This window comes from Oribacterium sp. FC2011 (genome assembly GCF_000701645.1).
Classification (GTDB): Bacteria; Bacillota; Clostridia; order Lachnospirales; family Lachnospiraceae; genus Oribacterium.
The window spans coordinates 1-22,115 of sequence record NZ_JNJM01000014.1 but is presented as its reverse complement, the minus strand read 5'-3'; the positions used below and the strand labels follow the sequence as shown (position 1 = coordinate 22,115).

Here is a 22,115-nt window from a genome sequence, read left to right as displayed (position 1 = left end):
CTGTTTCCTTCAGAATATCTTTCGCTTATTTAGAAACCTGAAATAATAAAGCAGAAACAGGATTGATGTTGTCACCCAGGTCAGAGGATAACTGAATTCAACGGTTTCTATCCTGTGCCATACGGGTACGGCAAAGAATATCCATAAAACTCTCAGGATACAGATTCCAAATACTGAAATGATCATTGGTTTCAGGCTGTTGCCCATACCCCTGAGAGAACCGGATAAAAGCTCAATGGTCGTATAAGTAATGTAGAATGGTGATAGATACCGTATCATGGCGGTTCCGGTATTTATGACACTTTCGTCTGTGGCAAAAAGGTTGAAAGCAAGGAATCCCCATTTGTAGAGAATAAAGGTCATAAAGCCGGTGATGAGAGCCATGATGACAGCACTTTGCCTTATACACTGCCGTACTCTTTTATACAGCCCGGCTCCATAATTCTGCCCTACGAAGGTTGTTACTCCTATGCCGAACGAACTTGAGATCATCCAGTATACCGAGTCTATCTTGGAGTAGGCAGCCCATGCCGCCACTGCATCAGTCCCGAATTCGTTTATGGCTGTCTGGATAAAGACATTGGACAGGGAATACATGAGGGACTGGATTCCTGCCGGTAGTCCTATGGCAATGATACGAAGAAGCTGCTTTTTGTGGAGTGTCAGTTCTCCTCTGAACAGCCGGTAACTGCTTCTGGATCTGCTCAAAGTGTATAAAACCATCACGGCACTGATGAGCTGGCAAAGAATCGTGGCAAGCGCGACTCCCATAACTCCGAGTCCCATCTTAAGAACAAAGAAATAGTCAAGTATTATATTGGAAATGCAGGATACAACAAGGAATATAAGAGGCCGTTTGGAATCTCCCACAGCTCTCAGAATGCCGGCGCCCATGTTGTAAATGAGGTTTGGTATCATTCCCAGGGAATATACACGAAGATATATAATGGTGAGATCCAGAACTTCAGACGGGGTCTTCATCCATACACTGAAAACAGGCATCATGAAGTAACCTATCAGTGTAAGAAGTGCTCCGCTGATTATGGAAAGCAGCATGGCGGTGTGAACAGCTTTTCTGACGGAGTTATCCTTATTTGCGCCATAATACTGGGCCGTTACCACACCTGCCCCTGATGCTACGCCAACAAAGAACCCCACGAAAACATTCACCAGCATGGCAGAGCTTCCGCCAACTGCGGATAAGGCTTCCTTACCTACAAATCTTCCTACCACAACGGCATCCACCGTGTTGTAGAGCTGCTGAAAAAATGTGCCCATAATAAGAGGCAGCACATAAAGAATGAGAGTCCTCCATATCACACCCTGGGTAATGGCGTTATATGAAAGACTATCGTTGTTGGAAATAGTTTTATCGTTGGATTTCATTTTACCTGTTTGATGAGTTCTTTAAGGGTTTTTTCGTCGATTCCGTTTTCTGAGTAAATGGAATAAGCATTCCCCGCCTCTTTCCAGATAGCGTCATAGATTACGTCATCCTTAAGGCTGAGGTTAACTTCTTTGCCATCAATGGTTTTTGTTGTGCTGGTGGTATCAGCATCGTTAGCTGCTTCTGAAAGAAGGTCGGACAGAGTTTTACTGTCAGTGCCCTTTCTGATAATGATGTCATTACCGTCGGTGGTAATGTAATCTGCTTCCAATAGGGAACCGGCAATTGCCTTATAATAAGGCTCTACTCCGGATATATCTTCGGGGAACGTACCTTCAAAGCCTGCCTGTTTTGCTGCATCGGAAAGAAGCTGCATGGAGGCCTCGGGATTGTCCATAACATAGTTTACAAGGTTTGATAATATCCTTTTCTCTCTTTCTGTCACATTGATCTCGCCACTTTTAAAGCCTTCAGCTATTCCGGAAATGATCTCCTGAGTTAAGTCCTCAGATGAAACAGACTCTTGTGGAGTCTTGCGTTTTCCACAGGAACATATAGTGATAAGAGATAAAAGTATCAAACCGGTATATACAGTTTTTCTGAATTTTCTGATCATATTAATCTCCATTCTGCCTGCTTTATATTAGTCGGCGAATTTCTTTATCCTGCCAACATTACCGTCATCATGCTCTACTTCTTTTGAATAAAGATGAGCCACATAAATCATATCCGACACATCAAGCTTTCCTTTACTTACCCATTCAGCAAAAAGCATGAAAAATATAAGTCTAAGGCTGCGATGAACGAAGCATAATTCGTTTTCTATGTCACCGTCTGTAAGTGTATCGATAAAATATCTGAAAACAAAATATACTCCGGTTTTGGATATCCATTCATCAAGCTTTTCGGAATAAAGAGAGGTGAATTCGGGTATCCTGTCAAGTTTGGATGGATTTTCGGATAATTCCTTATAGTAAGAAAGCTTTTCGGACCATTCGTCATTAATGGAATCCAGGGATTCAAAAAGTATAATGAGCTCCTTGAAGCTTTCCTGAAGGAAAACCCGGGATTTATCCTTTTCCCCGGGATTTTCGCCCTCGGCATAAGAAACCAAAGCTCTTACTTCACGGAGCTTATCGTTAAAAGACTGGTCAGTATCCTGCAAAAGGGAAATGCATTTGTTTCTAAGGGACAGGATCTCAACAAGAGTATCCTGATCCTCTTCTGTCATAGGCTCTCCTTCCACCGGATTTTCAGACCGGACATATTCTATGACCGGGGTTTCTGTATAGAAGATCCTTCCGAGTTCCATACAGCTCAGACTCATATCGGTCTGTTCATAATTACCGATATCTATAAAATATCTTGGATACTCGGTACAGGTCTGACAAAGACTTTCCTCTCCCAGGTTGATGTATATATCGCATAAATTTTCTTTGTTCAAAAATGGACATCGTTTATTTTTTGTGAGTGGGAAATAACAGTCGTCTCCTTCCTCGCAAATATGGGCTTTAAGTCTTTTCCCAAATTCACTATCAACGCTTTTGTAGTATTTTGCGGACTCCGAATCTACATCTACTTCCCAGCCGGCGCAGCAGGTGTCCGGACATTCACCGCCGATACAGCGGAAACGTTCATAATATTCAGGATATTCCAGTATCATAATGTTTTTCGCTCCAGTTTACAGTTTGCCATGAGATTTCGCACGGCGGCCTTATACTCGGGCAGGGTCTTTGCCTTTCTTATATCCTTCATATATCTTTCTGAACCTGCAAAGGATTTGCTAAGCCAGCTCCAGTACTCTTTTACTTTGTATAAAAGATTTGCATCGCTGCCCATTTCGGGTATATATGATTCTATCAATGCTTCGTGAAAGGCCTTTATTTCATCAAGGGTGCAGGACTCTCCACCGTTAAGCTCTCTCACAAGAGATGGATTAATGAGTAAACCTCTGCCTATCATTACGGTATCTATCTCAGGAAACAATGCTTTCACCTTTTCGAAGTCCGATCCGGTAACAATGTCTCCGTTATACACAAGGTGATGTTTTGAATCTTCTATGAATTTCCTGAAGTAATCATAGTGTATCTCGCCTTTATAGAACTCCTTTTGTACCCGGCTGTGAACTATAACATCACAAAGTGGATATCTGTTGTATATGGCTATAAGCTGCCCGGATTCTGAAGGGTCATGTATGCCAAGTCTGGTTTTCACGGAAATGGAGACCTGCTTTTTGGCAGATGCAGAAGCATTATCGGAAGAATCATAGGATATATGATTTTTATCAAGGAGTTCAAAGGTTTCTTCCAGGAAAGCGTCCAGCCTGTCAGGGGAACGAAGCATTCCTGAACCCTTACCCTTGGCCACAACAGTACCTGATGGACAGCCAAGGTTCAGGTTTACTTCCTTATATCCAAGATCTGCCATCCTTTCTATAGCCCACACGAACATTTCGGCATTGTTGGTGATGATCTGGGGAACAAGGTCGGGCACTTTGTTAAGTGCGGGGTCAGTATCTCTTATATCTCTTGTTGTAAAAGAAAATGTATCGTTTGCCGAGAGAAAGGGCGTGTAAAAACGATCTATCCCCGGAAAACACTGTTGGAAGGCATTACGAAAAGGATATCCTGTAATGCCTTCCATAGGTGCAAAATGAAATTTCATATGATGATAGTATTAAAAATAAGAAATGTAGTCAGCATCAGGAACTATCATGATATAGCAGCCGTCATGACATTTCTGTAAAAGCGTAAGCATATCTTCTTCAAGCACTGATACGCAGCCGGCAGAGCCCCACTCGGCAGGGTTTTTACAATGAAGAAAAATAGCGGAACCGCGCTTGTATACAGTAGGATTGATATTGAAGCCGATAGCCATAGCGTATTTATAGCAAATCTCATACTTGATAAGGTGCTCGCCTCCGACGGGAGTTGCGCTCTCAACCCAGGTATTGTAGGTATCCTTCTCGCCTGACCAGTAGGAGTTTTCTGTTATCTCTCTCCAGGTCATGGCAGTTCCCGGGTTTGAACCGAATCCGAAGGCATGAAGTATGGGGAAAGAACCTATAGGAGTTGTTTCGTCTCCTTCATGTCTTTCGCTAAAAAGCTTTAGGCCTTTTCTGCCATAACCGCAGTAAACATCCATATCCTTGATCCAGCTTCCGTCAGACTGTTTATTCCATAAGGTGAGGTTGTGGTCCACCACAAGGATGATCTGGTCTGTTATCTGGGCAGTCTGACTTGATTTAAGCTTCTCGTATAATGCAGAGGTGTCTTCTGCAGGGATTTCACTGTTGATGATAGTACCGGCAGTTGAGGAACCGGTGGTTTCATTGATGGCAGCACCGTCGGAAGCATTTGCGGAACTGGTATATGCTGCAAGCTCTGATTCCGGCATACCGGGACCGAATTCTGCAAAAGAAGAAAATGCGGTGCAAATAATGGCAGTCAGTGTAAGGGCTGCGGTAATAAATTTTAAATCAAACCTTTTCATAAATCTCCTCTTTATTACATAACCTGTGGACGCCGGAAATACAGAGTCCACAGATTAAACTTAAGTCAGGGTCGGCAAAACGTAACCTTTTTAATAGTATGTGATTACAGGGATGCCTGCGTATACCAGTGAGTAAAGCTCTTTTGCTTTAGGAATAGGCATATTTACACAGCCGTGGGATCCGCTGTAACGGTAAATGGAACCACCGAAGCTTCCGCGCCAGGAGGCGTCATGGAAGCCGCAGCCATTATAGAACGGCATCCAGTAAGTAACAGGAGATGCATAGTCACGTCCGCGTAATACTACATTTTTTGCCTTATACATGACGCTGAAAATGCCTGTAGGGGTTCCTCTTCCGCGACTGGTGTTTCCGGTTACACAATCGGAAGTGAAAACAACATTTCCATCCTGTACGAAGTAAACCTTCTGGTCAGACATATCAACTTCCAGATAAGTATCGCCGTATTCGTTTCCTGAACGCTGGCAGCCGGAGGTTGTGTATACAGGTTCACGTTCTACCGGTAATCCTGAAAGGATATCCTCCTTAAGCTGTTCGATTTCCTTTTTCTTCGAAATGTTGTAACCGTAAGGGCCCTTGACATTAATTATACGTCCTGAAACAGTCTTGAAGCTTCTTGTGGTATAGGCAGTATCTGTTGAGGTTTTAAGTTCGGTAACATATTCATCTACCTTTTCTTCATTTAATGTAACGGTACCATCTTCCTGCTTGTCTAGCCATGGATAATAGGTATCTGAATTCAGTATGATCTTTTGATTTCCGAAATCGTAGGTTATGGAGGCAGCAAGAGCTTCGTTCAGGGTTGTGGCTCTCTGGTTCAGGAGAGTATCATTTGAACGGATATCTGCTGTCAGATAGCAGTCTTCATCTGTCAGATCTACAAAAACAGCCCTGTCGGTTATGGCATCCTCAATAACGCCTGTAACCTTTTCGGGATCAGGAGTGTCACCGTCTACTTCCGATGCTATGGTATAGCCGGCTCCGGGTATATAGGCTGTCAGAAAAGCATCAACAGGAGCATCTGTGGTTCCTTCCTTTGGCAAAAGATCATTGTTTATGATGGACTTTAATTTTTCTTCATCAAAGGAAACAGAATCGGGCTCTACAAAGTAGTTGCCCGGATTCAGCATATAGTAAGGATAGATTAAAGGATTCTGCACACGGATTTTATCTACAGGGAAAACTGCAGTGAGGTCAATGTCTGAACCTTTAATTGTTAATTCGTTTTTATGGATGTCTCTGACGGTGATGGCATAGGCATCCCTTTCCATTGCTGAAAGTCGTTCATTAAGTTCTTCCCTCGGAACCATGGAAAAATCTGCACCGTTAATAATGGTGCCCGGCATGATCTTGCCGGACATGTACATAGTACTTGCCAGATATCCTGCCAAAAGTCCGGCTGTGACTCCTAAAACGATACCAATACTTTTATCTTTCAAAACTAATCCCCTCCCTAAAGCTTTGTGATGTTTATATATGAGCTATGCATTCAAATGGAAATGCACTATAAATTCAAATAATTGATAAGATGACTATCAGTCGTAATCCACTTTCATGAGACATAACCCTTTTGCTTCTGCGGTATAGCCGGCTTTTTGACGGTCTTTGCTGTTAAGTATGTCTGCCATGGAATCCGGTGTTCTTTTTCCGAAGCCTATCTCCAGAAGCGTGCCTGTCATGATACGTACCTGATTTTGCAAAAAACCGGTTCCGTGAAAATAAAGTCGGATGTAAGGACCATTTTCAGTGATTTCTATATGGTCTATCACTCTGACAGTGGATTTCTTGAAATGTGAGTTACCGCAAAAACATTTAAAATCATGTTCTCCCAAAAGATATTCTGCAGCTTTGCGCATCGCTTCTATATCCGGCCTGCTGTCAAGGACCGTGACATATTTTCGTTCAAACACCGGCTTTTGCTCATCAAACCAGCAGGTATATCTGTAAGTCTTTCCGGTGGCCTTGAAACGGCTGTGAAACCGTTCTCCGCAAGGTTTAACCTCATTGATGCTTATATCATCGGGAAGATACCTGTTCATATAAGCTTTTATCCCTGTCTCTGTCAGGTCTTTTTCGGAATCAAGGATTACATTTGCGGTCATAGCTCTGGCATGAACTCCGGCATCTGTTCGTCCGGCACCTATTACGGTGATGGGAAAAGATGCAAAATCCTTAACAGAATAATCTTCTCCGTAAATCATACGGGTCAGCACCTGTTCCAGTTTCCCTTGTATGGTCAACTCTGTATTGGGCTGATGTTCCCAGCCGTAGTAACGGGAACCATCATAGCTAAGTGTGATTTTGTAGTTTTGCTTCATTACTATTAAAGATATGATCCTTTCAGTAAAGTACCCTAAAGGAACGTTCCTCTTTAATAACATTAATATTGCGTTCCTCTTTATCTGTAATCTCTATAAAACGCTGATTTCCTATTCTGTTCATGAATTCCTGGATGGCAACACTGGAACCCTGAAGCTCACAGGTTACTGATCCGTCGTCTTCATTTCTTGCCCATCCGGTAAGCCCCAGGGAACTGGCAAGGTGATAGGCGGTGTATCTGAACCCCACCCCTTGAACGGTGCCATAAAAAACTATGTGCTTACGTATGGCATTTCCGGCAGCAGGTGCTGCATCATCCTTTGAGGATGAGTTATCAAACTGATCAGAGTATTTTTTAAGGAAATCAAAAAGCATATTTATGACCTCATGTTTTACATGGTTTTTATTGTAGCATAAATATTAAACAGAAAAAATAACTGTAATATGTGGGAATTATGAAAATTGTTTAACGGAAGGCTTTAAGACAACAAAAGAGCAGGAAGAAAACTTCCTGCTCCAAACGTAAGATTATAAATTTTAGTTATACTAAAGACTATTGAATTAAGCCTTCTTAGCAGCAGCCTGCTGAGCAGCAACTTCTGCAGCGAAATCTTCGTTCTTCTTCTCAAGACCTTCACCAGTCTCAAAACGAACGAATGTTACAACCTCGATTGTAGCATTCTCAGCCTTGGCAACAGAATCAACATACTGCTGAACTGACTGCTTGCCATCCTCAGCCTTAACGTATGTCTGGTCAAGGAGACAGATCTCCTTAAGCTCCTTGTTGATACGTCCCTGAACCATACCTGCGATAACCTTCTCAGGAGCATTTGGCTTCTCGTTCTTAGCTGCAGCTGTAAGGATCTCAGTCTCGCTTGCAAGATAAGCCTGATCTACTTCTTTACGTGATGTGAACTTAGGCTTAAGAGCAGCAACCTGCATAGCGATGTTCTTTGCCATCTCTACAACAGCGTCATTAACAACTGTTGACTTAACCTGAAGAAGAACACCGATACGTCCGCCGCCGTGTACGTAATCCTGTACGAAACCATCGTTCTCTGTAAGCTTCTGGAAACGACGGATGTGCATGTTCTCACCGATGATTGAAATCTCCTCTGAAAGCTGCTCAGCAACTGTTCTTGAGTTGTCAAGATCCCACTTCTCAGCAAGGAAAGCGTCGATATCAGCTGCCTCTGAATGAAGAGCCTGTGCTGCTACCTCAGCAACATATGTCTGGAACTTCTCGTTCTTAGCAACGAAATCTGTCTCAGCATTAACTTCTACAACAACACCTGAGTGCTTGTCATCAGAAAGCTTTGTGAAAGAAACACCCTCAGCTGCGATTCTGCCGGCCTTCTTCTCTGCGCCTGCAAGACCCTGCTCTCTGAGGAAATCTACTGCCTTGTCCATATCTCCGTCAGTTGCAGCGAGAGCCTTCTTACAAGCCATCATACCTGCACCTGTCATGTCACGTAACTCTTTAACCTGAGCTGCTGTAATTGCCATTGTTGTATCCTCCTGGATTAATTTATTATGGAAGAATAATCTTCACTTATTGTTTTTAAAATGAAATGAACCCAGCATTTAGCAATCTATTAAATTGTCTAATGCTGGGTTTATGTGTTTTCTTAATTAAGCCTCTGCAACTACAGAATCGTCACCAGCTGTAGCAGCTGCTGCCTCTTCCTCAGTCATCTCGCCCTGCTTAGCCTCGATAACAGCATCAGCCATCTTGCCTACGATAAGCTTGATGGCGCGGATAGCGTCATCATTTCCCGGGATAACATAATCAAGCTCCTCAGGATCAGCATTTGTATCAGCGATACCGAAAAGTGTGATTCCAAGTGTGCGAGCTTCCTTAACGCAGATCTTCTCCTTCTTAGGATCAACTACGAAGATTGCATCAGGAATCTGCTTCATATCCTTGATACCACCGATGTTAGCCTCAAGCTTGTCCCACTCCTTCTTGATAAGAGCTACTTCCTTCTTAGGAAGAACATCGAATGTACCGTCCTCAGCCATCTTCTCGATCTCCTTAAGACGATCGATACGAGTCTGGATTGTCTTGAAGTTTGTAAGCATACCGCCAAGCCATCTCTCGTTTACATAGAACTCGCCGCAACGAAGAGCCTCTGACTTAACTGCATCCTGAGCCTGCTTCTTTGTACCAACGAAAAGAACAGTACCACCGTCCTGTACAAGTTTAACCATAGCGTTGTATGCATCGTCAACCATCTTTACTGTCTGCTGAAGATCGATGATGTGGATACCATTACGCTCTGTGTAGATGTAAGGAGCCATCTTAGGGTTCCATCTTCTTGTCTGATGACCAAAGTGTACGCCAGCCTCAAGGAGCTGCTTCATTCCAATTGCACTCATTTTAAATACCTCCTGGTTAAAATCTTCCACCTGAACGTGTGTGCTCACCGTCGTCGCCTGTATTCTCAGGTACCATTCCGGTTTTCGTTCAGATGTGCTTTATAATGTTACTTTTGCAGATACACAAAAGTCGCGCTTTTTAAACGCGACTTGTAATATAACATAGTATTTTATTTTGTGTCAACTTAATTTTGGAGGTATAAGTGACAACTTTGCAAGACCCGTAACAGTTCAGACGGTGGGCCGGCTTGAATCGGAAGCTTTCCGGTCAGCACATGATCTCGCCGTCCTTCTTCTCCCCTGCTGTTGCTTCTTTTGGTTTGTTCCAGGTCATGTAATTGCACTCCGGATAATTTGAACAGCTGTAGAAAATACGTCCTTTCTTGGAACGGCGTTTTACACATTCGGAACCGCAATCCGGACATATAAAGCCGGCGTATTCCACATAGGGTTTGGTGTTCATGCATTCAGGGAATCCCGGACATGCAAGGAACTTACCGTGAGGTCCGTACTTGATAACCATCCTGCGTCCGCATTTGTCGCACTCGATGTCTGTTTCTTCATCACGGATGGTGATCTTTTCAACCTCCTGATGAGCCTTTTCAACTGCCTGTGACAGATCCGGATAAAAATTCTCAACCAGGGTCTTCCAGCTGATGTTGCCGTTTGCAACAGTATCCAGAAGTGATTCCATGTTGGCAGTGAAAGCTGTATCCACAATGGTCGGAAAATTCTTCTGCATCATGTCATCTACAGCCTGTCCAAGCTCTGTGACGAAGATATTCTTCTTTTCCTTTGTGATATATCTTCTTGCCAGCAGTGTGCCGATGGTAGGAGCATAAGTAGAAGGTCTGCCGATACCGTCTTCTTCCAGTGTCTTTACAAGAGAAGCCTCTGTGTAGTGAGCAGGAGGCTGGGTAAAATGCTGTTCCTTATCAAAACTCTGGAAACTGAGTTTTTCGCCTTCCTTCATTTCCGGAAGGGATACATCCTTATCGGCCTTATCCTCTTCTGACATGTATACAGACAGGAAACCGTCAAACTTAAGCTTTGATCCGTTTAATGTAAATACATAACCCTTGGCATCAAGCTTTACGGATTCGGTGTCGTAAACTGCAGAAGTCATGCGGCTTGCGAGAAAACGCTTGTATACAAGAGTATAAAGACGGGCTTCATCTCTCTGGAGCTTTGCTTTAGCCTCTTCCGGTGTCATGTCAAGATCTGTAGGACGGATAGCTTCGTGAGCATCCTGGATCTTTACTTCCGGTTCCTGAGGCTTGCGGGCATCCTGTGAACCGCCGTTTACGTATTCCTCACCGTATTTATCGGATATGAAGATTTTTGCAGCTGCATCGGCTTCAACCGAGATACGGGTACTGTCGGTACGAAGATAGGTTATGTAACCATCCTCGTAGAGAGTCTGGGCAAGCTTCATGGTTTTGCTTGTTGCAAATCCGAGAGACTTGGCTGCCTCCTGCTGCATGGTACTTGTAGTAAAAGGCAGAGGGGCTTTCTTTCTGCGTTCGGATTTTTTGATATCGGAAATAGTGAAATCTGTTTTACCGATATGCTTTATGACATCGTCAACGGACGCTTCATCCGGCAGAGGCATTTTTTTATCTTTGCCGTAAAAGGCTGCAGTTAATTTCTTTTTGCCATGAAGAAGGTGGGCATCAAGTGACCAGTACTCTTCAGGTGTGAAGGCTGCAATTTCTGCTTCACGGTCGCAGATCATGCGAAGCGCTACAGACTGTACACGTCCTGCGGAAAGTCCCTTACGGATTTTCTTCCATAATAAGGGACTGATGGTATAACCCACCAAACGGTCTATGACTCTGCGGGCCTGCTGGGCATTAACGAGATCCATGTCAATATCTCTGGGGCTCTTGATTGCATTCTTAACCGCATTCTTTGTTATCTCGTTAAAGGTGATACGTGATATTTTGTTTCTGTTGGAAGCATCCTTATCAAGCTCGTTTTTGAGATGCCAGCTGATGGCCTCTCCCTCGCGGTCCGGGTCAGTTGCGAGATATATTTTATCGGCTTTTTTTGCTTCTTTTTTCAGCTTTGAAAGAAGCTCACCTTTACCGCGGATGGTTATGTACTTAGGTTCGTAACCATTCTCCACATCTACACCGAGAGAACTCTTCGGCATATCTATGAGATGACCCATGGTGGCATCCACGGTATAAGTTTTTCCAAGAAATTTTTTTATGGTCTTTACCTTTGCAGGAGACTCAACGATGATTAAGCTATTTGACATCTATGAATTACCTTTATATGTATTTATGTGATCAGTCGAAGTTCTCCGGAAGCTCAAGAGTATGCTCTGTATTAAGTTTCTTACAGATCTCAACGAACTTATCAAGAGGAACATTCTGAACCTGCTTGTTGGTTCCGCGGATATTGATGGAAACAGTATTCTCCTCAGCCTCCTTATCTCCGAGAACCAGGATATAAGGATCCTTAAAGTTCTTGAAGCCCTTGATCTTGGTCTTCATATTGTTGTCTGAGTAATCAGCCTCAACACGAACGCCTGCTGCTGTAAGAGCCTCTTCAACCTTCTTTGCATATTCATTGTGGTTCTCACGGATAGGAACGATACCTACCTGATATGGGTTAAGCCAGAACGGGAACATTCCCTTGAAGTTCTCGATGACAATACCGATGAAACGCTCAAGTGAACCGTAGATGGCACGATGGATAACTACAGGCATAACAGACTCACCCTGGTCATTGATGTAGGTGAGACCGAAGTTGTGAGGAAGCTGGAAGTCAAGCTGGATAGTTCCGCACTGCCATTCTCTTCCGAGGGCATCCTTGATCTGAAGGTCGATCTTAGGACCGTAGAATGCACCGTCGCCTTCATTGATCTCGAATCCGTTCTCGCCGTACTGCTCTGTAAGGATCTCCTTAAGGTCAGCTTCAGCCTGGTTCCAAACCTCGATGTCACCCATGAAGTCATCCGGACGTGTTGAAAGCTCTGCACGGTAGGTTACACCAAAGGTTGTGTAAATCTCATCTGCGATTGCAATGATATCCTTGATCTCGTCCTTGATCTGAGATTCCATTACGAATGTATGGTCATCATCCTGACGGAACTCCTGTACACGGAAAAGTCCGTTCATCTGACCTGACTTCTCCTTACGGTGAAGAACGTCGTACTCGCTGTAACGGATTGGAAGCTCCTTGTAGGAACGGTTCTTGCGCTTGAAGGTCATCATGGCATTGGGACAGTTCATGGGCTTTGCTGCCATGGTATCAAGGTTCTCACGGTTGTAAACAACGGAACCTGCCATGATCTTTACAGCCTTAGGAGCCTCTTCCTGATTCTTAAGGTTCTCGATAACGCCATTGATATCAGCGTCTGCTGCGAGGTGACCCTCGATACCGGGAACTATGAACATATTGTTGAGATAATGTGCCCAGTGTCCGCTGATGAGCCAGAGCTTCTTGTTGTTGATAAGCGGAGCTGAGATCTCTGTATATCCGTGAGCCTTCTGAAGCTCGCGGCTGTACTTAAGGAGAGTCTGATACATTACCCATCCGCGTGGGAGCCAGTATGGCATACCGGGAGCGGTCTCGTCAAACATGAAAAGCTCGAGCTGAGCACCGATCTTCTTGTGGTCGCGCTCTCTTGCTTCCTCGATCATCTTGATGTGCTGCTTGAGCTCATCCTTGTTTGGGAATGCATAGAAGTATACTCTCTGAAGCTTGTCTCTCTTCTCGTCGCCTCTCCAGTAAGCCATGGAAGCTGCGTGAAGCTCGAAGGCTGCGCTCATAAGCTCCTGTGAATTGTCTACGTGAGGTCCGCGGCAGAGGTCAACATAATCTTCGCCTGTATAGTAGATGGTAATGATTTCGTCCTCAGGAAGATCATTGATAAGCTCGGTCTTGAACTTCTGATCCTTGAAGATGTCAAGGGCTTCAGCCTTTGATACTTCCTTACGGGTCCAGTCCTCTCTTCTCTTTATGATCTCGCGCATTTTGTTTTCAATCTGCTTGAAATCCTTGTCGGTTATTGTCTTACCCTCGGGTAATGCAAAGTCATAGTAAGCTCCGTCTTCGATCTCCGGTCCGATTGCATACTGTACTTCTTTGCCGTAGATTTCGATGACAGCCTTTGCAAGGATGTGTGCAAGAGAATGACGATACACCTTTAAAATCTCTTCTTTTTCCATTTTGGTTCTCCTTTGTTTAGACAGAAAAGCTCTTTGGGGAAGCTTTTTTTATAATGAAACGTCCCAACCCATGACTGTAGTCATAGATTGGGACGATAAGTTCGCGGTTCCACCCAAATTGCTGCTGCGTTATACAACAACCACTTTTTCTGATTATAACGTGATCAACGGGTCTGATTAAAGACCTCTCGGAGGTGGTTTTCACGTTTTCTTCTGCGAAGCCTCGCACCAAACGGCTCCTCTCTGAAGCAGGCTGAAAAAGCTACTGTCCTCGTCAACGATTTAAGGCACTTCCGGTTCGGAAGTTAAAATTTAAAGACGGCACTATTCTATTGCTCTGAAAGAGTCTTGTCAATAATTTTCATTTATAACGAGATTTTTCTTCTGTAGAATCCTGTTTTCGTGCATTCGGAGAAACCTAGGATTTCAAGTTCCAGTAGGACTGCGGTCAGCTCCGGGACGGGTAGTCCGCATTTCGGGACGAGGGTGTCGAGATGGGCGGCGTCGGTTTCCAGGATGTCGTAGACAGCTTTTTGTTTTGGGCTCAGTACGGAGGTGTCTTTTTCAAGGATCAGCTGCTCGCCTTGGGTTTTCAGGTGGAGGTACTCAAGGATGTCTTCGGGGGAAGTCAGGATTTCGGCACCTTCTTTTATGAGTTGGAGACAGCCTTTTGACAGGGGGTCGGTGATGCGTCCGGGAAGGGCGAAGACTTGTTTACCCTGTTCGAGGGCGTTGTTTACGGTGATGAAGGTACCGGAGCGTTCTCTGGCCTCAATCACTATTACAATGTCGGAAAGCGCGGATATGATTCTGTTTCTGGAGGCGAATTGTTTTGGAAGCGGAGGTGAGTCCAGTGGGACTTCCGACATTATTCCGCCGCCATTTTTTAATATTTCATCGTAAAGCCGGTAGTTTCTTGCGGGATAACAGATGTTTATTCCGCAGCCGAGAACTGCATACGTGCTTCCTTTTCCGTCAAGAGCGCCCCACTGTCCTGCGCTGTCGGCTCCCAGGGCCATGCCACTGACGATGCCTACGCCCCGGGATGCAAGCACTCGGCCAAAAGTCCTCGCCACATCTATTCCGTATTCCGTTGAGGTTCTGGAACCGATGATGGCAACCGTCGGCAGGTCGTCTGGAGGCAACTGGCCTTTTATATAAAGTGTAGTCGGTGGATTTTGTATCTGGCGTAATCTCTCTGGGTATTCTCTGTCCAAAGGTGTAAGTTCCCGGATTTCATTTTTAAAATTAATGTCCTGAGCTGTCATAGGCTGAACCCCCTTTCAAGCAGTTTTTTAGATTCAATTACGGAAGTTCGACCATGCTTTGTTGTGGTACGGGGGTTTGATCCTGATGGTCCGTCGTATCCTGACGGTTTTGTGAATCCGTACTTGCTTTTAGCCCTGGAGGTTATGTTAGAGAATTTTTTTCCGCCGTTTCCCGAAGGGATCGGATGTACACATTCGGTCTCAGCAGCACCGTACAGGTGATCCTCCAGTCCCCGGTAGCTTACAGCTTCGCTCAGATGGCTAATGCTTATGTCCTCCGCTCCCTCAAGGTCCGCTATGGTTCTGGCTACTTTAAGTACCTTATGATAGGTTCTCATGGAAAGGGATTTGAGCTCAAAGATCTTTCCTATGAATCTTTTACTCTCATCATTCAACGGGCAGAACTTTTCTATATCTTTTGCACCCATGTCAGCATTAACATGAAGGTGACTGTAGTTTTTAAATCGTTCTTTCTGGATAGCCCGGGCTTTTTGAACCTGCTTCCTTAATTCTGCGGAGCTTACGGAGGCTTCAGTGCTGATAGCCTCTTCGAATGTTACGGGGGAGGCTTCGACGCAGAGGTCGATTCGTTCCAGAATGGGTTTGGATATGCCTCTCTGATAGTGCCGGATCTGGTTTTCGGTACAGTGGCATTTGTTTCTGTCCGGGTAATAACCGCAGGGACATGGATTCATGGCTGCCACCAGCATACAATCTGCCGGGTACAGGAAGCTGCCGTTCAGGCGGTTTATGACCACCTTTTTTTCTTCCAGAGGCTGTCTGAGGGCTTCTATTGAAGATTTTGAAAACAGGGGAAGCTCGTCCAGAAAAAGTACGCCCTTTGACGCCAATGCTATCTCCCCGGGCACAACGCCTGAGGGTGAGGAACCGCCAACGAGAGACGGCGTGGTAATGGTGTGATGAGGTGTTCTGAAGGGACGACGGTTCATAAGAGCTGAACCTTCGGGAAGGAGTCCTGCTATGGAATAGACTTTGGTGATTTCGATATTCTCTTCTCTTGTTAGTTCGGGAAGTATGGTAGGGATTCGTCTTGCAATCATGGTCTTGCCGGAGCCGGCGACTCCTGAAAGAAGCAGGTTATGTCCGCCTGAAGCGGCGATCAGTGCTGCTCTTACCGAAAAAGACTGGCCGTGGATATCTGAAAAATCCACATCGTAAGACTCTTCGGATTTTTGTATCATGGGTGTTTCCCTGGGATGATTTAAAAAGCTTTCTCTGCTTGCGATGATGGTGCAGAGATCAATGAGGTCCTCCACACCAAGGATATCCATCCCGGAGACTACCAGAGCTTCCTGGATATCAGCTCTGGGGACAACGGCGCCTTTTAAGCCGGCTTTTTTCATTTCTGTTACGATGGGCAGGATTCCGTTAACATGTCGTATCCTGCCGTCCAGGCCCAGTTCTCCCACAAAGCCATAATCGTCAAGGGAGAAATCATTATCCAGAAAGATTGATTTAAGAATGCCGGTGGCTATGGCAAGATCAAAATGGGTTCCATCCTTTCGCCGGTCTGCAGGCGCAAGATTTATGGTAAGCCTTTTAGGAGGAACATTTATACCGGCATTTTTGAGAGCTACCTGACAGCGGTCCAGAGCCTCTCTCACCGAGGCGGAAACATTGCCGACGATTATGGATTTTGGAAGGCCGTCGCTTTCGTCCACCTCGACAGATACAAGGAAGCCATCCATGCCGGACAGACCGGCACTGTTTATTTTTGCTAACATTTAACCTCTTTCCGAGGAATATGTTTATAACCAAAAAGAAAATATCACATAATTAGGAAAAGTGTAAGGTCTGAAAATAGACTATAACATCGTCGGGTTCCTTTTTTAAAACCGGCTGACTTCGCCGTTAAAAACTAAAATCCGATTCCTAAGGGGCACCAGGGAGTCGGATTCTGATTTTTGACGTTTTGGCTCTATGCTTTTGAAAAGGTATTTGACGGCTCTATCAAAAACTCTTTCGGTGGTTCTGCTGTCAGTGTTTTTCCTGCCAGAGGTTCCAGTACGCCACTAAGATCTTCCGGGAATTTGAGTTGCCAGGAATGCAGCAGCTGATGATCCAAAGAATACTTCTTTTTGTAATAACTGTTCACTTTTGGGTCACCATACTTAGGATCTCCGATTATGGAGTGTCCTATGGAAGAAAGGTGTGCACGGATCTGGTGAGTTTTTCCTGTTATCAGGTGAACCTTTAAAACTGTATATCTGTCGGTGATTTTCAGCGGTTCATAGGCTGTATTAATCTCTGATGAGTTTTCGAAGCGCTCTTTCTTTATCACAACCTTGTTGAGCTTCTCATTCTTTGAAAGATATCCTTTTATTGTCTTAGCCTCTTCCAGTCTTCCGTTAACGATGGCAAGATAATATTTCTGTGCGGTACGTTTTCTCAAAAGCTCCGCCAGACTTTGGAGAGCCGGCAGGGTCTTTCCGAAAAGAATGAGTCCGGAAGTGTTTCTGTCAAGACGGTTTGCGATACTCGGCTTGAAGGTCTCAAGCTGCTTTTCGGTGAGCTCACCTTTTTCTATGAGATACATGAGGCAGAGTTCATTAACGGACAAATTGCCTGAGTCATCGCTCTGACTGATCCAACCGGCCGGCTTATCGATGACCAAAAGATGTTTATCTTCATATATTACGCGTTGCTTGAGAAGGTTAAGCTCAGAGCGAATCTCCGGAGTTATCCTGTAAATAGATTTTTTCGGAATGCCGGTTTTATGATCCTTTTTCGCTGCGCTATTTTCGTGTGCTCCTGCTGCAGTTGTATCTTTTTCGGCAGTTCCTGTTACACCGGTCCCTTGTTTTCCGCCGGTCATAATTGCAAAGGTTTCATCAGAGAAATATATCTTTACGGAGTCACCCTCCTTAAGGATTTCTTTCCCTTCTGCTTTTTTATCATTTAAAACGATATTCTTTTTCCTCAGCATCTTATATATAAAGCTTGTGTTGGCGTTGGACAGATATTTATGCAAAAGCTTATCGAGACGCTGTCCGGATTCGTTTAGGGATATATGTAATTCTTTCAAAACTAACTCCTTTGGATGTTTAGGTTCGTCATCTGCCTATAGGCGCTAATCTGCGGTTTTTGGCATAGAGACATTATGAATCCATGCAGCTAATGCTTATTTTTTGATCTGGAGAGGTGATTTATAGCTCGCAATGCAAGAAGTATGAGTGGCACCGGTGTGATCTTGGAAAGGATCATGACCAGCTTCATGCCCATACCATAGACTGAAATATCTGCTTTGTTAATGCTGTCAATAAGTGCTTTTTTGCAAACTTTCTTTGGGTTTGCCATGAATAAATACTTGTAAAACGGGATTTTGCCGGTGGTTTCGGCAATGTCAAAAAATTCGGTTTTGACAGGCCCGGGACAAATGGCCGTTACATGACAGCCTGTACCCCTTAATTCTTCATTCAGGCTTCTTGAGAAACTGAGCACATAACTTTTTCCGGCAGCGTATACTGCAAATGCCGGCTGAGGGAGAAAGGCAGCGCTGGAAGCAAAGTTTATGATTCTTGAATTATCCGACATATAAGGAAGGCTCAGCTTGCAGATGCCTGTAAGGGCACGGACATTGAGATCGATCATCGAAAGCTGATCCTTAAGGCTGAGATCCCTGATATTTCCGATCTTTCCGAAGCCCGCAGCATTAACAAGAAAGACGATATTGGGCTTTTCGCCGGATAAAAGTTTTTTATATTTTGAAAGGAAGTCATTGCTTGTCAGATCCTCATCAAAAATTCTGCAGGGCTTTCGAAGGGTTCTTTTTAAAGCCTTAAGTCTCTCTTTGCGACGCCCAAAAAGCCAGTATTCCTGAATGTTTGGTATTTGTTTTTTTATTTCGATTGCCATGCGGCGTCCCATGCCGGAGCTGGCACCGGTAATGATTGTAACATTCATGATGAATCCTTTCCTTATCTAAAGACACCGGGAAAGTTTAAGATGATTATATAACTGTGCAAGGGTTCCCGGATCAAAATACAAGCCTGTAATTACTCATTGATTATTATATAGAATAATGTTTGGCACATCTACACGTGATGAGGCATTGCTTCCAGGATATTATGTATTTTATAATATCAAACAAATACTCATAAGGAAAAGAGGACATAATTTGTGAAAAGGAAAAATCAGAAAATGGAGTCATCCAACGGCGGCAAACAGACAGGAAGCGTCGGCAGAATGGTCATGACCTCGATTCTCTGTTTCTTAATCGCTTCAGGCATGGCAGGTTGTGACGTGATAAAGTCACAGGAGACAGACTCACAGACGGAAACAACGAAAGCCGGCAGATCTGATAAAAGAAAAAAAGTCGATCGCTCTCGTAAAGAAACATCAGCTGTCCGGAAGTCAGGCTGGATCGATAAAGAGGATGGCCGGCACTACTTAGGTGAGGACGGAAATCAGATAACCGGCTGGATTCTGCTGGACGACAGCTACTTCTATCTGGATGATGACGGTGTAATGCTGAGAGGATGGCAGGAAATCGATGGAAATTGGTATTTTCTGGACGAAGACAACGGTTCCATGCATCACGACGTTTGGTCCGGAGAATATTATTTGGGAAGTGACGGCAAAATGCTCACAGAATGCATTACACCGGACGGTTTCATCGTGGATGCGGAAGGCCTGAGAATCTCACTGGATGAGCTTTTCAACAGAAAAAAAGCTGAGCTGGATGCCGAAGCAGAAGCAAGTGCACGTGAGACCGAGTATTATTATAATGATTTTTATACAAACGGATATGGTCATTATGAATATTCGAAGGTAGATATAGACAGAGACGGTTTCTTCGAACTGGTGGCAAACATAGCATATATGCAGCATGCGCAAAACTGTCGCGTTTTCTCCCTGCGGAACGGCAGTCTGAAGGAGCTTGAAATAGAGTCCTCCCAGGGCAGTGTGGATGGAACGGGATATCTGAATTCCAGAGGATATTTCGAGATTGGCATGGGAACCAGATCCTCCGGATATGATGATTACCTTGTGATAAAGGGTGATAAGCTTGTACTTATGCACACCCATGATTATGATAATTACAACGGTATGCGCTATGTTGGAGATGTACCTGAACCTGTGTGCGATTTCGACGCAGCGATTTATCCGGACCAGTTGATCCGTTTTAATGACTCGGCAAAGCAGTACGCGAATTACACGCTTGAGAGTTTGCAAGGCATGTTTGGAAGCTATAAGATTGACTGGGAAACTTATGATGACCCGGTATGGGATCAGCTGCTCTTCGGAGATGGTGATTCCGAGTATTACGCCTTTGATGGGACCGATCTCATATTTGATATCTATTATGGAAATGTGTGTGGCGTCTGCAGCAAAAACCCGCATCACTTCTTTGATTACTATGGTGATCTGACTATCCGTCATGTCACGGCTCCTTATGAATCAGAGGATTTGGAATCGTATGCAATATATGCACCGGAACTCGCTTCTTCTTATGCACGTAAGCGTGTGTACATTCCTGAAGCACCAGGTGGATTCGTTGATGTAGATTACTCGATTACTGACGGAAAGGTAACTGCAGTTTATATGTGGCTTGGCTAAGGAATAAGACTGTGACTGACAAGGAGACTAGCAATGAAGAAAGAGAATGATTTGATATTCACCGGATGTTCAGGACGTAATACACTGAATACGATGAGGAATCTGTTGATAATTATTTTATGTCTCTGTGCTCTTTCGGCAGGTCTGACAGGCTGCGCTAAAGTGAATGTTACAGAGGAGAAAGATTATACAGAAACAGAAAATGACGACAGTCAAACTTTATCTGAAAACATAAATGAAGACGACTACACTCAGGAAGAAATAGACGAAAGGAAATATAAGGACACGTATATTCAGGTCGAAGAGCCCACGGGCGCAGCATCAAAAGGAAAACCTGTACTGGCGCCCTCCATGGTCTGGGGTGAAGAGGATGCAAAACTTTGGAAAAAGGTAGTGGAAGGAATCCACATCGAAAGAATCACTGACGATAAGGCATTTTATGTCTCAGATATCACAAGTGCCGGTGGCGTGGTGGTATTTTCCCTGCTTCCTACATTCGTCAATCAATCTACATATCCTTACACGATCAGTAAGGACTATCTTTATCAACTGACAGAAGACTGCTTCGGTGCGGAGATAGCCGCAATGCTGCCAGATTTATATGAACGTCAGGCAGACAGAGAAAGCAGCTACTATTCTTATTATGGCGGCGACTGGGGGGAGTATTTCCCAACCGATCAAAGTATAGATGACGTGGAATTTAATGGGAAAGAAGTTACGCTGAAAGGAAAGAGTTATTTTTCCGGATGGGATCACACTATACAGTCCAATGTAAATGATACCTATGGGTATGTCATGAAGCTGGAATACAACCCTTCAGGAGTTTACAGCAAGTTCAGATTTGTTTCTTATCAGGAATCATTCGAAGAACAGGTTAAGAATAATACCTGAATCGGTTTACGGGCTTGGTGTGGTACATATCCGCTCCATCTGAAACCGGAATAATGATTTATACAGCAAAAAACGGAAGTCATCCGACTTCCGTTTTTTTAATCCTGCGGAGGATGGGACTTGAACCCACACGTCCTACCGGACACAAGATCCTTAGTCTTGCCTGTCTGCCAATTTCAGCACCTCCGCGCAACAAATGGTATATTAGCACAGAGATTTATGTTTGGCAAGTGGAAAAATAAAATTTTTTTGATCTCATTGAATGAAATAGTAAATTCCATATTATGCGGAATTAAGTCTTACACTCTGATTCATATGTGTGTATTCTTAGACAGGTTTCTTATTCGCAGTAGAAAGAGAAAACCATGTCTAAAAAAATACAGACCAGTCAGAAACACATGAACCAAAATGACCGCGTTGTTATTGAGAAACGGTTGGACTTATCCGTATCTTTCAGAGCAATAGGTGCAGAGCTCGGCAAAGATCCTACCACTATTGCCAAGGAGGTGAAGAAGCACAGGGTCTTTCAGGAACACAACAAGTTCAATGAAAAACCTTACAGATGTGCTAACGCCAAGGATTGTCACAAGAAAAATGTA

19 protein-coding genes, 1 tRNA gene and 1 other annotated feature are annotated in these 22,115 nt (G+C 44.2%); of the genes, 3 read left to right on the top strand and 17 right to left on the bottom strand.

From position 1 onward, the window contains the following. Window positions 1-9: 9 nt before the first annotated feature. The 16 genes from T357_RS0112100 to T357_RS0112025 all read right to left on the bottom strand — a co-directional run bounded on the left by T357_RS0112100 (window position 10) and on the right by T357_RS0112025 (window position 18,969). On the bottom strand, window positions 10-1,386 hold the full coding sequence (locus T357_RS0112100) for an MATE family efflux transporter (protein WP_031552937.1): 1,377 nt from the start codon (window positions 1,384-1,386) through the stop codon (window positions 10-12). Continuing rightward, window positions 1,383-2,003 (bottom strand): hypothetical protein, encoded by a 621-nt coding sequence (locus tag T357_RS0112095; protein WP_031552935.1) that lies wholly within the window; start codon window positions 2,001-2,003, stop codon window positions 1,383-1,385. Before T357_RS0112095 ends, T357_RS0112100 begins: the two co-directional genes overlap by 4 nt. A 27-nt stretch (window positions 2,004-2,030) precedes the next feature. Then, window positions 2,031-3,050: a flagellin lysine-N-methylase gene (gene fliB / locus T357_RS0112090; RefSeq protein ID WP_031552933.1), complete on the bottom strand. Its 1,020-nt coding sequence runs from the start codon at window positions 3,048-3,050 to the stop codon at window positions 2,031-2,033. Continuing rightward, complete coding sequence (locus T357_RS0112085) at window positions 3,047-4,051, bottom strand: tRNA dihydrouridine synthase (protein ID WP_031552930.1); 1,005 nt, start codon at window positions 4,049-4,051, stop codon at window positions 3,047-3,049. Before T357_RS0112085 ends, fliB begins: the two co-directional genes overlap by 4 nt. Before the next feature lie 12 nt (window positions 4,052-4,063). Continuing rightward, window positions 4,064-4,879, bottom strand: coding sequence for a L,D-transpeptidase family protein (locus T357_RS0112080; RefSeq protein ID WP_031552927.1), 816 nt, complete (start codon window positions 4,877-4,879; stop codon window positions 4,064-4,066). A 90-nt stretch (window positions 4,880-4,969) separates the two neighbouring features. After that, window positions 4,970-6,337, bottom strand: a complete 1,368-nt coding sequence (locus T357_RS0112075) for a L,D-transpeptidase family protein (RefSeq protein WP_049962406.1) — start codon at window positions 6,335-6,337, stop codon at window positions 4,970-4,972. Window positions 6,338-6,433: 96 nt separating this feature from the next. Next, entirely contained in the window at window positions 6,434-7,216 is a 783-nt protein-coding gene (gene truA, locus T357_RS0112070) for a tRNA pseudouridine(38-40) synthase TruA (protein WP_031552922.1), read from the bottom strand. A 22-nt stretch (window positions 7,217-7,238) separates the two neighbouring features. Beyond that, on the bottom strand, window positions 7,239-7,505 hold the full coding sequence (locus T357_RS0112065; RefSeq protein WP_031552920.1) for an acylphosphatase: 267 nt from the start codon (window positions 7,503-7,505) through the stop codon (window positions 7,239-7,241). Between the two features lie 273 nt (window positions 7,506-7,778). Continuing rightward, window positions 7,779-8,723 carry a translation elongation factor Ts gene (gene tsf, locus T357_RS0112060; RefSeq protein WP_031552918.1) on the bottom strand — a complete coding sequence of 315 codons (945 nt, stop codon included), beginning with the start codon at window positions 8,721-8,723 and terminating at the stop codon, window positions 7,779-7,781. A gap of 126 nt (window positions 8,724-8,849) precedes the next feature. Further along, window positions 8,850-9,596 carry a 30S ribosomal protein S2 gene (gene rpsB / locus T357_RS0112055; protein ID WP_031552915.1) on the bottom strand — a complete coding sequence of 249 codons (747 nt, stop codon included), beginning with the start codon at window positions 9,594-9,596 and terminating at the stop codon, window positions 8,850-8,852. Window positions 9,597-9,864: 268 nt separating this feature from the next. Further along, entirely contained in the window at window positions 9,865-11,859 is a 1,995-nt protein-coding gene (gene topA / locus T357_RS0112050; RefSeq protein ID WP_031552912.1) for a type I DNA topoisomerase, read from the bottom strand. Between the two features lie 31 nt (window positions 11,860-11,890). Next, on the bottom strand, window positions 11,891-13,777 hold the full coding sequence (locus T357_RS0112045) for a threonine--tRNA ligase (protein WP_031552909.1): 1,887 nt from the start codon (window positions 13,775-13,777) through the stop codon (window positions 11,891-11,893). A gap of 85 nt (window positions 13,778-13,862) precedes the next feature. After that, window positions 13,863-14,064, bottom strand: a binding site (T-box leader). A gap of 78 nt (window positions 14,065-14,142) precedes the next feature. Beyond that, window positions 14,143-15,045, bottom strand: a complete 903-nt coding sequence (dprA, locus tag T357_RS0112040) for a DNA-processing protein DprA (protein ID WP_031552906.1) — start codon at window positions 15,043-15,045, stop codon at window positions 14,143-14,145. Continuing rightward, window positions 15,042-16,790, bottom strand: coding sequence for a YifB family Mg chelatase-like AAA ATPase (locus tag T357_RS0112035; RefSeq protein WP_081828151.1), 1,749 nt, complete (start codon window positions 16,788-16,790; stop codon window positions 15,042-15,044). The genes dprA and T357_RS0112035 overlap by 4 nt, the downstream gene beginning before the upstream one ends. Window positions 16,791-16,984: 194 nt before the next feature. Next, window positions 16,985-18,091 carry an RluA family pseudouridine synthase gene (locus tag T357_RS0112030; RefSeq protein ID WP_031552900.1) on the bottom strand — a complete coding sequence of 369 codons (1,107 nt, stop codon included), beginning with the start codon at window positions 18,089-18,091 and terminating at the stop codon, window positions 16,985-16,987. Between the two features lie 89 nt (window positions 18,092-18,180). Then, a complete protein-coding gene (locus T357_RS0112025; RefSeq protein WP_031552896.1) occupies window positions 18,181-18,969 on the bottom strand; it encodes an SDR family NAD(P)-dependent oxidoreductase in 789 nt (262 codons plus the stop codon). Between the two features lie 216 nt (window positions 18,970-19,185). On the opposite strand from T357_RS0112025, the gene T357_RS20375 reads away from it, so the two are divergent. After that, the gene (locus T357_RS20375) at window positions 19,186-20,625 is read left to right on the top strand and encodes an N-acetylmuramoyl-L-alanine amidase family protein (RefSeq protein WP_155991410.1); all 1,440 of its coding nucleotides are present in this window, start codon (window positions 19,186-19,188) and stop codon (window positions 20,623-20,625) included. A gap of 33 nt (window positions 20,626-20,658) precedes the next feature. Then, complete coding sequence (locus tag T357_RS0112015; protein WP_031552889.1) at window positions 20,659-21,516, top strand: hypothetical protein; 858 nt, start codon at window positions 20,659-20,661, stop codon at window positions 21,514-21,516. A gap of 105 nt (window positions 21,517-21,621) precedes the next feature. On the opposite strand, the gene T357_RS0112010 is transcribed toward T357_RS0112015, so the two are convergent. Beyond that, a tRNA-Leu gene (locus tag T357_RS0112010) sits at window positions 21,622-21,705 on the bottom strand. Between the two features lie 176 nt (window positions 21,706-21,881). On the opposite strand from T357_RS0112010, the gene T357_RS0112005 reads away from it, so the two are divergent. Then, window positions 21,882-22,115: helix-turn-helix domain-containing protein (locus T357_RS0112005; RefSeq protein ID WP_031551869.1), on the top strand; the 234-nt coding region annotated here is incomplete at its 3' end.